The organism is Kingella denitrificans ATCC 33394 (assembly GCF_000190695.1).
In the GTDB taxonomy this organism is placed as follows: Bacteria; Pseudomonadota; Gammaproteobacteria; order Burkholderiales; family Neisseriaceae; genus Kingella_A; species Kingella_A denitrificans.
This window is the reverse complement of record NZ_GL870929.1, coordinates 2,194,182-2,206,990: the sequence shown is the minus strand read 5'-3', so window position 1 is coordinate 2,206,990 and position 12,809 is coordinate 2,194,182. Positions and strand designations below refer to the sequence as shown.

The 12,809-nt window shown below is 53.9% G+C and carries 15 protein-coding genes; 1 reads left to right on the top strand and 14 read right to left on the bottom strand.

Translation table 11 applies throughout. The features are described 5' to 3' along the window. Positions 1–231: 231 nt before the first annotated feature. The 14 genes from HMPREF9098_RS11015 to HMPREF9098_RS10950 form a co-directional block, all read right to left on the bottom strand. Positions 232–690 (bottom strand): hypothetical protein, encoded by a 459-nt coding sequence (locus HMPREF9098_RS11015; protein ID WP_040564501.1) that lies wholly within the window; start codon positions 688–690, stop codon positions 232–234. Positions 691–853: 163 nt separating this feature from the next. Next, a complete protein-coding gene (locus HMPREF9098_RS11010) occupies positions 854–2,536 on the bottom strand; it encodes a formate--tetrahydrofolate ligase (protein WP_003784848.1) in 1,683 nt (560 codons plus the stop codon). Positions 2,537–2,657: 121 nt separating this feature from the next. After that, positions 2,658–3,953, bottom strand: coding sequence for an MFS transporter (locus HMPREF9098_RS11005; RefSeq protein ID WP_003784847.1), 1,296 nt, complete (start codon positions 3,951–3,953; stop codon positions 2,658–2,660). Then, positions 3,943–4,128 (bottom strand): cbb3-type cytochrome oxidase assembly protein CcoS, encoded by a 186-nt coding sequence (gene ccoS / locus HMPREF9098_RS11000; RefSeq protein ID WP_003784846.1) that lies wholly within the window; start codon positions 4,126–4,128, stop codon positions 3,943–3,945. Before ccoS ends, HMPREF9098_RS11005 begins: the two co-directional genes overlap by 11 nt. A 3-nt stretch (positions 4,129–4,131) precedes the next feature. Beyond that, positions 4,132–4,443, bottom strand: a complete 312-nt coding sequence (locus tag HMPREF9098_RS10995) for an HLGFF motif protein (protein ID WP_003784845.1) — start codon at positions 4,441–4,443, stop codon at positions 4,132–4,134. Positions 4,444–4,531: 88 nt separating this feature from the next. After that, on the bottom strand, positions 4,532–5,110 hold the full coding sequence (pth, locus tag HMPREF9098_RS10990; protein ID WP_003784844.1) for an aminoacyl-tRNA hydrolase: 579 nt from the start codon (positions 5,108–5,110) through the stop codon (positions 4,532–4,534). Continuing rightward, on the bottom strand, positions 5,107–5,400 hold the full coding sequence (locus tag HMPREF9098_RS10985; protein WP_003784843.1) for an RnfH family protein: 294 nt from the start codon (positions 5,398–5,400) through the stop codon (positions 5,107–5,109). The genes pth and HMPREF9098_RS10985 overlap by 4 nt, the downstream gene beginning before the upstream one ends. After that, complete coding sequence (locus HMPREF9098_RS10980; protein ID WP_003784841.1) at positions 5,393–5,821, bottom strand: type II toxin-antitoxin system RatA family toxin; 429 nt, start codon at positions 5,819–5,821, stop codon at positions 5,393–5,395. Before HMPREF9098_RS10980 ends, HMPREF9098_RS10985 begins: the two co-directional genes overlap by 8 nt. A gap of 11 nt (positions 5,822–5,832) precedes the next feature. Further along, the gene (locus tag HMPREF9098_RS10975) at positions 5,833–6,483 is read right to left on the bottom strand and encodes a MarC family protein (RefSeq protein ID WP_003784839.1); all 651 of its coding nucleotides are present in this window, start codon (positions 6,481–6,483) and stop codon (positions 5,833–5,835) included. Between the two features lie 53 nt (positions 6,484–6,536). Continuing rightward, complete coding sequence (gene rodA, locus HMPREF9098_RS10970) at positions 6,537–7,655, bottom strand: rod shape-determining protein RodA (RefSeq protein WP_003784836.1); 1,119 nt, start codon at positions 7,653–7,655, stop codon at positions 6,537–6,539. 2 nt (positions 7,656–7,657) lie between these two features. Next, positions 7,658–9,703, bottom strand: a complete 2,046-nt coding sequence (gene mrdA / locus HMPREF9098_RS10965) for a penicillin-binding protein 2 (protein WP_003784835.1) — start codon at positions 9,701–9,703, stop codon at positions 7,658–7,660. A 3-nt stretch (positions 9,704–9,706) separates the two neighbouring features. Then, on the bottom strand, positions 9,707–10,207 hold the full coding sequence (gene mreD / locus HMPREF9098_RS10960) for a rod shape-determining protein MreD (RefSeq protein WP_003784834.1): 501 nt from the start codon (positions 10,205–10,207) through the stop codon (positions 9,707–9,709). After that, complete coding sequence (gene mreC / locus HMPREF9098_RS10955; protein ID WP_003784833.1) at positions 10,207–11,067, bottom strand: rod shape-determining protein MreC; 861 nt, start codon at positions 11,065–11,067, stop codon at positions 10,207–10,209. The genes mreD and mreC overlap by 1 nt, the downstream gene beginning before the upstream one ends. Positions 11,068–11,118: 51 nt before the next feature. Beyond that, positions 11,119–12,156, bottom strand: a complete 1,038-nt coding sequence (locus HMPREF9098_RS10950; protein ID WP_003784832.1) for a rod shape-determining protein — start codon at positions 12,154–12,156, stop codon at positions 11,119–11,121. Between the two features lie 178 nt (positions 12,157–12,334). Between HMPREF9098_RS10950 and gatC the strand changes: the two genes are divergently transcribed. Further along, positions 12,335–12,625: an Asp-tRNA(Asn)/Glu-tRNA(Gln) amidotransferase subunit GatC gene (gene gatC, locus HMPREF9098_RS10945; RefSeq protein ID WP_003784831.1), complete on the top strand. Its 291-nt coding sequence runs from the start codon at positions 12,335–12,337 to the stop codon at positions 12,623–12,625. Positions 12,626–12,809: the final 184 nt, after the last annotated feature.

The window sequence follows — 12,809 nt, the reverse complement described above, 5'->3', positions numbered from 1 at the left end:
CCGAAAAAAATTGGCAACTCCTAAAACAAATTATTTTACCAATGCCTTTGTAACAACCTATCAAAAAAGGGAATTTTGTTCGACACTTTTTCACTTCTACCTCGCATTTTTATCTTAAAATATGTAAAAAAGCAGCCTGCACTTGGATTTTATCTATAAAAGTGGCAGGCTCCGCCAAACAACAAAACGCCCGCCCCGAATTTCCGGAGCGGGCGTTTTTATGCGGACGGTTCAGCAGTCGCGGGCGGTAACGCGGGCGGGTGCGGTCAGCATTTTGCCGTTGGTGGTGAAGATGCGGTATTCGATGGCGTAGCGGCCGTGCACCATTAGATCGCGCAATTCGCGGTTGTGGCAGGTTTCCTTGCGGATGTCGCGGCGGTACACCGCTTCCAGCTGGCGGCGGCGCGCCGGATCGACCTTGCGCACGTCGTGGTAGTTTTTCAGCACCATCGAATAAACGAAAGTATCGTCCGCGGCGCGGTAGCTGATGTCTTTAACGCGGATATCGCGGTTTTCGATGCTTGCTTTTTCATGGCGGAAACGGCGGGCGACGTCGCGGCCGACCGCATCGCGCTGGGCGGCAGTCATCGACGCCATATCGCGCTTGAGCTGCGGCGAAGCACCGCTGCGGCAGCCTGAAACAGCCAATAGCACGGCGGCGCTTAGGATAAGGGGAAGGTTTTTTTTCATGGCAGACTCCTTATAGGGGGCGGATAAAACGACGGACAGGATGTGCATGGTTTTTCAGGCTGCCTTATCTTAAAAACAGGTTTCTAGCGCGGCAGCCGCGGCGCGCAGTTTACCGCGCGGCAGCTGTGTGCAGGCTGCTTTTCCCAATTCATCAATACTCAATTCAGAACAATCCGCTGATAACACCGTGCTCATCAACATCGATACGCTCGGCTGCTGGGACTTTCGGCAATCCCGGCATTTTCATCATGGTGCCGCACAATGCCACAATAAAGCCCGCGCCTGCCGACACGGTAATGCCGCGTACATTGACCGTAAATCCGCTCGGACATCCGAGCAATTTGGCATTGTCGCTGAGGGAATATTGGGTCTTCGCCATGCAGATCGGCAGCTTGTCCAAGCCCAAACGTTCAAGATTGGCGATTTCGGCTTGTGCTTCCGCGCTGAATTCCACACCGGCCGCGCCATAAATCTTGGTGGCGATGGCATGGATTTTATTGCGGATGCTGTCATTGGCATCATAGGCAAATTGGAATGCGGGTGCCGATTGCTCCTGTTGCGCATCGATAGCGGCAACAACTTTGTGCGCCAAATCCGCACCGCCTTCTCCGCCTTTCGCCCACACTTCGGTTAAAGAAACTTCCGCGCCGGCTTCGGTGCAGGCTGCTTTTATCGCCGCCAATTCGGCATCGCTGTCCGATACGAAACGGTTAATCGCCACCACCACCGGCAGCCCAAACACATTTCTCAGATTGTGGATATGTTTCAGCAGGTTGGGCAGGCCTTTCTGCACCGCTGCCACATTTTCCGCGCCCAAATCATTTTTCTCCACGCCGCCGTTGTATTTCAGGGCGCGTACTGTGGCCACCACCACGGCGGCATCGGGTTTCAGTTCTGCCAGGCGGCATTTGATGTCGCAGAATTTTTCCGCGCCCAAATCTGCGCCGAAGCCTGCCTCGGTCACGGCATAATCGCCCAAATGTTGCGCCAAACGTGTCGCTAATACGGAATTGCAGCCGTGCGCGATATTGGCAAACGGGCCGCCATGCACAAAGGCCGGGCTGCCGGCAATGGTCTGCACCAAATTGGGCTTGATGGCGTCTTTCAGCAACGCGGCCATTGCGCCTTGCGCTTTCAAATCTTTGGCATACACGGGCTGGTTATCGTGTGTGTACGCCACTAAAATATTGCCCAAACGGGTTTTCAAATCGACCAAATCGCGCGACAGGCAGAACACGGCCATCACTTCGCTGGCCACGGTAATGTCGAAACCGTCGGGGCGAATCACGCCGTCGGTCGGTTTACCCAAGCCGTTAATCATGTTGCGCAACTGGCGGTCGTTCATATCGACAACGCGCCGCCACAAGACGCGTTTCGGATCGATATTCAATGCGTTGCCTTGGTAAATGTGGTTGTCCAGCAGGGCGGCCAGCAGGTTGTTTGCCGCGCCGATGGCATGGAAATCGCCCGTGAAGTGAAGGTTGATGTCTTCCATCGGCAGCACTTGCGAATAACCGCCGCCCGCCGCACCGCCTTTAATGCCGAACACAGGACCCAAAGAAGGCTCGCGCATGGCAACTACGGCTTTTTTGCCGATGTGGTTCAATGCGTCGGTCAGACCGATGGTAACGGTGGTTTTCCCTTCGCCGGCGGGCGTGGGGTTGATGGCGGTGACCAGCACCAGCCGCCCTTGTTTTTTGGGCAGTTTGAATGCGTCGTCCGGATTGACTTTGGCTTTGTATTTGCCGTAATGCTCCAGTTGGTCGGGCTGCAAGCCCAATTTTTCGGCAATCTCGTTGATGTGCCGGATATCGGCGGCTTGTGCGATTTCTACGTCAGACTTCATGTTGCGGCTCCTCTAAAAAATACATCATGCAGATAAAAAAACGTGGGTCATTGTAGCGTATTTCCGTGCGTAAAAGCAGCCTGCACATCATAATTGCCAAGTGCAGGCTGCTTTTGCGGGATTATCCGGCTTGGCGGCGGGAAATGGCCGGATAACGGTAAACCAAATACGCCAACATAGGCAAATTGCCCACCGCCACCAGCAAATACAGCAGCAGGACGCTGTCGAACAGTTTCAGCAGCACCGCGCTGGCGATGGCGGCCGCCACCATAAACACGGCATTGGCAATATTGTTGGCGGCGATGGCGTGCGCGCGGAATTCGTCGGACGAGCGCATTTGCAGCCATGTATAAAGCGGTACGGAGAAAAATCCGCCGAAAAAGCCGATGCCTAGCATAGCCAGCATGATGGGATACGCATGGCCGCGCTGCAAAAATTGCCCGATGCCCTGCAACGGCTGGCCGGCAAAATGCAGCGTGTGGGTGAGATACACCAGCAAACCGCCGAAAATACTCAAGCCGATGCCGCCGAACAGCACCCAAATCAAGTGCAGGCTGCCTTTGCTGGCCTTGCTGCACAGCACCGAACCTGCGGCAATACCGATGGAAAACAGCGTCAGCATCAAATTGAACACGTTGGCATTGCCGCCCAAATGCAGCTGCGTGAACGTGAGCAGCTGCGTGGTATACACCGCGCCCACCAGCCAAAACCACGAAATGCCCAAAATGGCGGTACGCAATTCGTTTTGCGCGCGTATTTGCCGCCACAGCTCTTTCGTGTCGCGCCACAAATTCCAGTGGATTTTCGCCTGCGGATTCTGCGGCGGTGCGGACGGCATAAACAGGCTGCTGGCAAACCCCGCCGCTGCCACGACAAACACGACCACCGTCAGCACCGTCGAACCGTGCCCCGCCATCGCCGTGCCGAGAATCTGGCCGAACAAAATCGCCAGAAACGTACCCGATTCAATCAGGCCGTTGCCCGTCAGCAAATGCTTTTCGCCCAAATATTCGGGCAGGATGGCATATTTCACCGGCCCGAAAATCGTGGAATGCACGCCCATCAGGAACAGGCACAGCAGCAGCACTGGCGCGGACGAAGCGGAAAAACCCCAGCCGGCCAACGCCATAATCGCCATTTCAAACACTTTGACGGCGCGCGCCAGCCGTGCTTTGTCGAAGCGCGTGGCGAGCTGTCCGGCCAGCGTGGAAAACAGGAAATACGGCAGCACAAACAGTAGCGCGCCCAAATTCAGCATTTGTTCGGGCGGCAGCCAGTCGTTTTTGCCCAGCCCGTAAAAGCTAATCAATGCAAACAGGCTGTTTTTAAAAAGATTGTCGTTGAACGCGCCCAAAAACTGCGTACCGAACAGCGGCGCAAATTGGCGCGTTTTGGCAAAGGCAAAATCATTTTTCATCGGATTCGTCCTGTGAAGGGCAGGTTTTCGAGGTGTCGTCATCGTCCATCAAAATGCGGTGCGCCGGGCCTTCCAAATCGTCGAATTGACCGTTTTTGCCCGACCACCAAAAGAAATAGCCGATTAAAAACGCCAATACGATACTGATGGGAATCAGGATATACAGACTTTCCATCGCTCACACTGCTCCTGTCAAGTCATTCAAAATAAAGGTATGGTTGCCGATGGTGAGGTATTCGGCACGGATGCGGCCACGGATATCGCCGTCGCTGTCCCATACGTCCACTTTGTCGCCTTCCACCGCCCACGAAAGTGCAGGCTGCTTTTCCCACTCCGCCAACACTTGAACGTGCCGCCGCAGCGTTTCGGGCAAATCTTCGCGCAGCTTCACCGCCAAATCGCCGCTTTGGTGATGGCTGTCTTCGTGCGGATATATAATCAGGAAGCCGACGTGTTCGTCATCTTCGGTGTGTAGGGAAAAATAATGCATAAGGGTGTCCGTGTATTTTGTATTTGAGTGGCAGACGGTGCAAAAGCAGCCTGCACTTTTGCAGGAACGTGAAAGTGCAGGCTGCTTTTTATTCTTGTTTGCTGTGCAGATAGCGCACCACGTCTTCTTGCCGCCCGGCCATCACATCGTCCATCGCGCGCAGCGATTTGGCAATGGCGCGGTCAATCAGCTCGCGCTCCGCCGCAGAAGGCTTGTTCAGCACGAAGCCCACCACCAAATGCTTATCGCCCGGATGGCCGATGCCCAGCCGCAAACGGTAAAACTGCGGTGTGCCCAGCTTCGCCTGAATGTCCTTCAAACCGTTGTGCCCGCCGTTGCCGCCGCCCAGTTTGAAGCGGATGGCGCCGCAGTCGATGTCCAATTCGTCGTGCACCACCAGAATTTCTTCGGGCTGGATTTTGTAGAAATTCGCCAGCGCCTGTACGGCCTTGCCCGACAGATTCATGTAAGTGTCCGGTTTCAGCAGCCAGACATCGCCTTCGGGACGGGCAACGCGCGCCACATCGCCGAAAAATTTCTTCTCGTTCTTGAACGTGGCCTTCCATTGCCATGCCAATTCGTCCAAAAACCAAAAACCTGCATTGTGCCGCGTGTGTTCGTATTCCGCGGTCGGATTGCCCAAACCGACAATCAGTTTAATCTTCATGACGCTTCCTTTTTCTTCTGCAACACGCGTTTGCGCCGCGCGTCTTTCGGGTCGGCAACGAGCGGGCGGTAGACTTCGATGCGGTCGCCGTCTCGCAGCACGGTATCGTCTTTCACGCGCTTACCGAAAATGCCCAACGGCGCAGTGTGCACGTCCGCATCGGGGAAATCGTCCGCCACGGGGCTTGCCAACACGGCCTGCCGCGCCGTGCAGGCTGCTTTGACCGCCATCCGGTACAGTTTCTGCGTTTGCGCCGTGCCGTAGGCAATTTCAATCTGAATCTCAGCCATAACGTTTATTGGCTTCCTGCACGAACGCATCGACCAAACGGCCGGTAATGCTGGAAAACACGGGCGCAATCAGCCGGCTCAAAATGCCGGTCAATTCGTAATGCAGCACAAATTCCACTTTGCACATTTCGTCGCCCAAATCGATGAACTGCCATGTGCCGTGCAGCGATTTGAACGGGCCTTCCAGCAGGTTCATGCGGATTTCCTGCGGCGGCGTGTTGTGGTTGTGCGTGGCGAACGATTGGTTGATGCCCATATAGTCCATATACAGGCGCGCCTTCAATTCGTTGTCCGTGCGCATCAGCACTTCGGTTTTGCCGTACCACGGCAGAAACTGCGGATAATCTTCCACCCTGTCCACCAGCGTGTACATTTTTTCCGCGCTGTGCAGTACCAAAACAGATTTGTGAATACTTGCCATAATTGATTTGATTAAACAGTTAGTTGCGGAAACAGGCTGCGGATGCCGGCAATCACGATTTCCACGGCCACCGCCGCCAGCAGCATGCCCATAATGCGGTTGAGCACCGTCAAACCCGTTTCGCCCAGCCAACGGCTGACTTTTGCCGCCGCCAGCAAGCTCAAATAACAAATGACGCTAATCGCCGCGCCCGCCGCCACAATGGCGAATAAGTCGTTCATGTGGCGCGCGGCAGAGGCATGAATAATCACGGTGGAAATGCCGCCGGGCCCGATAATCAGCGGCATGGCCAAAGGCACGATGGCCACGGCACCCATATTCGGACGCGGCTGCACAGTAATCTCATCGTGTTCCTGCGTGCCGATTTTGGGTTTGGCGGGATTGCTGCCGCTGTTCATCATCGATACGGCAATCAGAAACACCAAAATGCCGCCGCCCACTTGGAAAGAGCCCGTGCTGATGCTCAAAATTTTCAATATCCAATTCCCGCTGAAGATGAACACCGTCATGATGATGAAGACGGACAACGCGGTGATTTGGGCGGTGCGGCGGCGCTCTCTGGACGTGTAGCCCTGCGTCAGTTCCAAAAATATCGACAGCGCGCTAAACGGATTGACCAAGACAATCAACGATAAAATGATTTTACCGATTTCAAAATGCATTCAACGCTCCTTTGTGCTTTATTGGAAAGTGCAGGCTGCTTTTGCTGCGTCTGCTATCGTTTTTTCTTTTTGCTTTGATTGGCGATGCTCATCAGCAATGCCAAAATAAACATGATGGACAATGTGGCCGTGCCGCCGTAGCTCACCAGCGGCAGCGGCACGCCGACCACCGGCAGGATGCCGCTGACCATGCCCATGTTCACAAACGCGTAACAGAAAAACGTCATAGTGAGCGAGCCGGCCAGTGTGCGGCTATACAGCGTGGGCGCACGGGCGGCGATAATCAGACCGCGGCCGAGAATAATGGTATACACCAACAATAACAATACGTTGCCCAGCAAACCGAATTCTTCGCCATACACGGCAAAGATGAAGTCGGTGGTGGATTCGGGAATGTAGTCCAGATGGGTTTGCGTGCCGTTCAGCCAGCCTTTGCCCCACACGCCGCCCGAACCGATGGCAATCATGGATTGCAGGATGTGGTAGCCTGCTCCCAAGGGGTCTTTGGTCGGGTCGAGCAAGGTCAGCACGCGCGTTTTCTGGTAATCGTGCATGCCGTAATTCCAAATCAGCGGCAGCGACACGATAAACAGAATAATGGAGGCGAACAGCGCTTTCCATGGCAATCCGGCAAAAAAGATGACGAAAAAGCCGGAGGCCATAATCAAGGTGGCGGTGCCCAAATCAGGCTGCTTCAGGATGAGCGCGCCGGGCAGCAGAATCAGCCCCATGGCGGCAAGATAGTGATACCACGCCAGCCTGCTTTCAAAACGCTGGAAAAACCACGCCAACATCATCGGCAGGCCGATTTTCATAATCTCCGAAGGCTGAAGGCGCACAATACCCAAATTGAGCCACCGTGTCGAACCGTTCACAGTGACGCCGAAAAAATGCACGCCCAGCAGCAGCAGCACGCCCAGCACGTAAATCGGCAGGGCGAAATGACCCAAAATCTGCGGCCGGATACGCGAAAACACCAGCAGCAGCACAACGCCAATAACGGTGTGCAGGGTTTTGCTTTCCAGGCGGCCGATGTCTTGCCCGTCGGCGGAATACAGCAGGAACATGCTCATCAGATACACGGCGAGCACAGCGTAAAACAGCCAGGGATCGAGCGGATCCCAAAGCGTTTTTTTAATTTTGAGAAACAAACTGTCGGGTTGGTGTGGCATTTTTATTGTCCTACAGCAGAAGCAGCCTGCACTTTGGCACGCTCTTGCGCCGCTGCTTCAAAAGCAGCCTGCACGGGATTTTTTCCGGTATTTAGCGGCTGCCCCAATTCCAGCAACGGATTGGCGGTGCGCCGCTTGCGGGTTTCTTCACCGGCCACCTGTCCTGCTTTCAGGCGCAACAGGTAGAAATCCGCCAGCTGCCTTGCCAGCGGTGCGGCATTCGCGCCCCAGCCCGCATTTTCCAAAATCACGGCAATGGCGATTTGCGGATTTTCGGCCGGCGCAAACGCAATAAACCACGCATGGTCACGGTGCTGCTCGCGCAATGCCGCCGCATTATAGCTTTTGCCCTGTGCAATCTGCACCACCTGCGCCGTGCCCGTTTTCCCGCCCATGCTGTATTTCAAACCCGCGCCGACACGCCAAGCCGTACCGCCCGGGCGCAGCACGCGCTGCATCGCGTTTTTAATATAAGTAAAATGCTTGGCGGCAAAAGGCAGCCTGCGCTCCGGTTTCGGCTCGATAACGGTAATCTGCTGATTTTCATGGTCCAGCACTTCTTTCACCAAATGCGGGCGGAATACCACGCCGTTATTGGCCAAAATCGCAGTGGCATGCGCCATTTGCAGCGGCGTGTAGGTGTTATAGCCCTGCCCGATACTGATAGGCACCATTTCGGCAATGTTCCAGCGCCGCTTGTTTTCCGGCAAATGGGCAAAACGTTTGGCCTTCCATTCCGGCGTCGGCAAAACGCCGCGATACTCGCCCGGCAAATCAATGCCCGTGCGCTCGCCCAAACCGAATGCCGCCAAATACGGTGCGGTTTTCTCAATGCCCAGCTCAAAGCCCAGCCTATAAAAAAACGTATCGGACGATACCTGAATCGCCTTGCTCAAATTTGCCGAACCGTGGCCGCTGCGCACCGAATCGCGGAAAATATGCTTCGTTCCGGGAATACTCCAAGACCCCGGCGCAGGCACCACCGTCTGCTCATTAATTTTACCGCTTTCCAGCAGAGCCATCGCCATAAATGGCTTAAATGTAGAACCCGGCGGATACAGACCCTGCGTCACACGGTTAATCAGCGGCCGCTGCCAGTTTTCGTTCAACGCCTTCCAGCTTTCGCTGTCAATGCCGTCAATAAAGATGTTCGGGTCAAAATTCGGTTTGGAAACAAAGGCTAATACACTGCCCGTCTGCGGGTCGATCGCCACCATAGCACCGCGGCGGTTGCCCATCAAACGGTCGGCTTCGCGTTGCAGGCGGATATCCATCGACAAACGCAAAGTTTGCCCTGTTTTGGGCGGTTCGGAGCGGATAACGCGAATCACGTTGCCGGCCGCATCTTTTTCCACTTCCTGATAGCCGGGCGTGCCGTGCAGCTGTTCTTCGTAATGCGCCTCCAAGCCCGATTTGCCGATGTGCGTAGTGCCGCGATAGGCAATGGCACGGTTGCTTTCCGCCAATTTTTCTTGGTCGCGGTCGCTAATTCGTCCGATATAGCCCAAAAAATGGGCGGTTAACGCGCCAAAAGGATATTCGCGGAAGGTACGCGCATTAATTTCCACGCCTTTGAAACGGTACAACTGGGCAGCCAAACGAGAGGCTTCATCGGGCAGCAGTTTCAGTTTCAGCGGCACTTTTTCATAAGAGCGGTAGTCGGCACGAAATTTGCGGAAACGTCGCAAATCGGATTCGTCCAACTGAACATATTCCCTTAATCTTTCAATTAAATCATCCACTTTTCCTTCTACTTGGTTGGGGATGATTTCCAGTGAATACGCAGGATAATTTTGTGCCAGAACGACACCGTTGACATCGACGATTTCGCCGCGGATGGGCGGGATGGGAATCAGGCTGATACGGTTGGTTGCGGCTTGGGCAACGTAATTTTCATGCTGATCCACCTGCAAATAAACAAAACGCGCCACCAATATTCCAAAGAATATCAGAATAAAGACGAATGCCACCACCAAACGCAGCATGAAATCGCGCCGTCTGGTGTTGTCATCAAAAATATTGCCTGAAAATTGGCGTGGTGTTTTCATGAATTAGCGGCGTAAATAACGGAAATTTAACAGAGAAACCATAATTTTGTTGAGCATTGGCCAAAGCAGCGCGCCAACGATGGGGGCCAAAAAGACCAACCAGCCTGCAAAATTATGGGTGAAGCGCAAACGCACCAGCGTTAAGACCACTTCGTTGCACAATAAGGCGAAAAAAACGGCAATTGCCTGAATGCCGTAGTGGTGCAAACCGACTTGTCGGCGGCTGCGAATCATTACGTATGACGCAAGCAGGTAGGACAAGGCGTGCTGACCCAAAGGGGCAGCCGTGCCGATATCCACCAGCACTCCGACGACAAAAGCCGTCCCCATATCGACACGCTGCGGACGGTTGATGAGCCAATACATGAGCATCATGGCGGTGAATTCCGGCAGCCAATGAAACAGGTGGCTGGGCAACGGAATGAAATCCAAAAGCATGGCCACGGCAAAGCTGCCGTAAATCCAATATTTTGGGAGTCGGTTATAAAGATTTTCTGATTCCATTAGGGGGTCGCTGTTGTGGGTTCGGAAGCAGCCTGCACTTTTTGTTGCGGAACAACCAGCACGATTTTGCTGCGGTGGAGTGCCGCCATAGATTCGAGTTTGGTGCGATAAAACGGCGTGCCCGCATTACGGCTGGTATGCTGCACGCGCGCCACAGGGATGCCGGCCGGATAAATACTGTCCAGCCCGGATGTGACGAGCAAATCATTAGGCTGCAAATCGGCATCGGTCGGGAAATAGCGCAGGGTCAATTCGCCGCTGCCGCCATAAACTAGGCTGCGCACGCCGGTCCGCGCCACCATCACGGGAATGGTCAGGCTGCTGTCGGTAATCGGGCTGATTTCGGCAGTTAGCGGATGCACTTGCAGCACTTGGCCAATCAAGCCGGCATCATCCACCACCGCATCGCCTTCCCGAATATTGTGCGTGCTGCCTTTATTGATAATCATGCGTCCGCCAATCGGCTCTTTGCCATTGGAAATCACCTCCGCAGCAACCGCCTCGCTCAAACCCTGCTGTTTCAAAGTTAGCAAGGCTTTAACGTCGGCCAACTCGCGCAACTGCACTTCGGCTTGGCGCGTTTGGATTTTCAACTGCATATTTTCTTTGGTCAGCCGCTGGTTTTCGCTCAACAAGTAATTTTGCGAATGCATCAATGCGCTGCCGTATTCGTACCACTCCATCGGCTGGTTGGCCACCCATTGCAGCGGATAAAGCGCAGTGGCGATATAGCGTTTGGCCGTCTGCACCGCGGCATAGCGGCTGTCCAGCACAAGCAGCGCCACGGAAACCAACGACAGCAGGATAAATTTGTTGGTGGAGCTAATCCCCGATTTGGTAAACGAAAGTGAATCGGACATGGTTCTTCAAACAAAATACGGTGCAGGCAGCCTGCACTTTGGTTACATCGATTAAGGGCTGGGAACAAACACAGAGTTCAATTTGCCCACCATTTCCAAAGCCTTGCCGGAACCGCGCGCCACACACGTTAAAGCATCTTCGGCAATCAGCACCGGCAAACCGGTTTCTTCGGCCAGCAAACGGTCCAGCCCGCGCAGTAATGCGCCGCCGCCGGTCAATACCAAGCCTCGCTCGGCGATATCCGCACCCAATTCGGGCGGTGTTTGTTCCAACGCGTTGCGCACTGCCTGCACGATTTGGCTCAGCGGGTCGGCCAACGCTTCCAAAACCTCGTTAGAAGAAATGGTGAACGAACGCGGAATACCTTCTGCCAAATTGCGGCCTTTGACTTCCATTTCGGTGACTTCTGCGCTCGGGAACGCCGAACCGATGCGTTTTTTGATTTCTTCCGCCGTTGCTTCACCAATCAGCATGCCGTAATTGCGGCGCACATATTGGATAATCGCTTCGTCAAAACTGTCGCCGCCGATACGCACGGAATGCGAATACACCACGCCGGAGAGCGAAATCACACCCACTTCGGTCGTGCCGCCGCCGATATCCACCACCATAGAACCGGTCGGTTCTTCAATGGGCAAACCTGCGCCGATTGCAGCGGCCATCGGTTCTTCAATCAGATAAACGTCTGCCGCGCCTGCTTCTTTGGCAGAGTCACGAATGGCTTTGCGCTCCACCTGTGTCGCACCGCAAGGCACGCAAATTACAATGCGCGGCGGCGCCGACCATTTGCTGTTGTTCACTTTATGAATGAATTCTTTCAGCATTTTGCCCGTCACGTTAAAGTCGGCAATCACGCCGTCTTTCAGCGGGCGGATGGCTTGAATGCTGCCCGGCGTACGGCCAAGCATTCTTTTGGCTTCGGTTCCGACCGCCAGCGTGTCGTTCTTACCATATTGGTCTGTCTGCACCGCCACCACCGATGGCTCATCCAACACGATACCTTTGCTTTTCACATAAATCAGCGTATTTGCCGTTCCCAAATCAATGGCAATATCGTTGGAAAAATAACGAGTCAAAAAACCAAACATAAAAGTTCCTAAAATGATAAATGTAAACAGTTATTTCAAATAATTCCGTTTCAAAAGCAGCCTGCACCCGCCGTGTTTTCATGGGCAATTTCGGGTATAATGGCGTGCTTTCAAGGCAAAGAGGCGTAATCATACTCTAATTTGTCTATTTACTGAATGAATTTTTAAGGATTTAACCATGTCGCTCACCTTAACAGACGTTGAAAAAATCGCCAAACTCTCGCGTTTGAGCCTAAACGAACAAGAAAAAGCCGCAACTTTGGACAAATTGAACGCCGTGTTCGCGATGGTGGAAAAAATGCAGTCGGTGAACACAGACGGCGTGGAACCGATGTCGCACCCGCATGACGTGGCGCTGCGCCTGCGTGCCGACCAAGTAACGGAAACCGACCATGCCGCGGAATATCAGGCCTGCGCCCCTGAAGTGCGCGACCGTTTGTATATCGTGCCGCAGGTGATTGAAGAGTAAAAAGCAGCCTGCACTTTGAATTTTTGCTACATACGAAATTCAATATAAACAATTTGCTAAACACGATAAACCTGTCTGTCAAAAGGATAGTTAGGCTACCATGCCGATATCCATAACTGCGGCCATCCTGAAAATATATGAAATGTGCAGGCTGTTTTTTTCATCCAACCCTAAAGCAGCCTGC

What these genes read in the sequence shown, in the direction of transcription:
- HMPREF9098_RS11015 (WP_040564501.1), bottom strand. Translation starts at nt 690, where the DNA reads ATGAAAAAAAACCTTCCCCTTATCCTAAGCGCCGCCGTGCTATTGGCT.
- HMPREF9098_RS11010 (WP_003784848.1), bottom strand. Translation starts at nt 2,536, where the DNA reads ATGAAGTCTGACGTAGAAATCGCACAAGCCGCCGATATCCGGCACATC.
- HMPREF9098_RS11005 (WP_003784847.1), bottom strand. Translation starts at nt 3,953, where the DNA reads ATGAAAAATGATTTTGCCTTTGCCAAAACGCGCCAATTTGCGCCGCTG.
- ccoS (WP_003784846.1), bottom strand. Translation starts at nt 4,128, where the DNA reads ATGGAAAGTCTGTATATCCTGATTCCCATCAGTATCGTATTGGCGTTT.
- HMPREF9098_RS10995 (WP_003784845.1), bottom strand. Translation starts at nt 4,443, where the DNA reads ATGCATTATTTTTCCCTACACACCGAAGATGACGAACACGTCGGCTTC.
- pth (WP_003784844.1), bottom strand. Translation starts at nt 5,110, where the DNA reads ATGAAGATTAAACTGATTGTCGGTTTGGGCAATCCGACCGCGGAATAC.
- HMPREF9098_RS10985 (WP_003784843.1), bottom strand. Translation starts at nt 5,400, where the DNA reads ATGGCTGAGATTCAGATTGAAATTGCCTACGGCACGGCGCAAACGCAG.
- HMPREF9098_RS10980 (WP_003784841.1), bottom strand. Translation starts at nt 5,821, where the DNA reads ATGGCAAGTATTCACAAATCTGTTTTGGTACTGCACAGCGCGGAAAAA.
- HMPREF9098_RS10975 (WP_003784839.1), bottom strand. Translation starts at nt 6,483, where the DNA reads ATGCATTTTGAAATCGGTAAAATCATTTTATCGTTGATTGTCTTGGTC.
- rodA (WP_003784836.1), bottom strand. Translation starts at nt 7,655, where the DNA reads ATGCCACACCAACCCGACAGTTTGTTTCTCAAAATTAAAAAAACGCTT.
- mrdA (WP_003784835.1), bottom strand. Translation starts at nt 9,703, where the DNA reads ATGAAAACACCACGCCAATTTTCAGGCAATATTTTTGATGACAACACC.
- mreD (WP_003784834.1), bottom strand. Translation starts at nt 10,207, where the DNA reads ATGGAATCAGAAAATCTTTATAACCGACTCCCAAAATATTGGATTTAC.
- mreC (WP_003784833.1), bottom strand. Translation starts at nt 11,067, where the DNA reads ATGTCCGATTCACTTTCGTTTACCAAATCGGGGATTAGCTCCACCAAC.
- HMPREF9098_RS10950 (WP_003784832.1), bottom strand. Translation starts at nt 12,156, where the DNA reads ATGTTTGGTTTTTTGACTCGTTATTTTTCCAACGATATTGCCATTGAT.
- gatC (WP_003784831.1), top strand. Translation starts at nt 12,335, where the DNA reads ATGTCGCTCACCTTAACAGACGTTGAAAAAATCGCCAAACTCTCGCGT.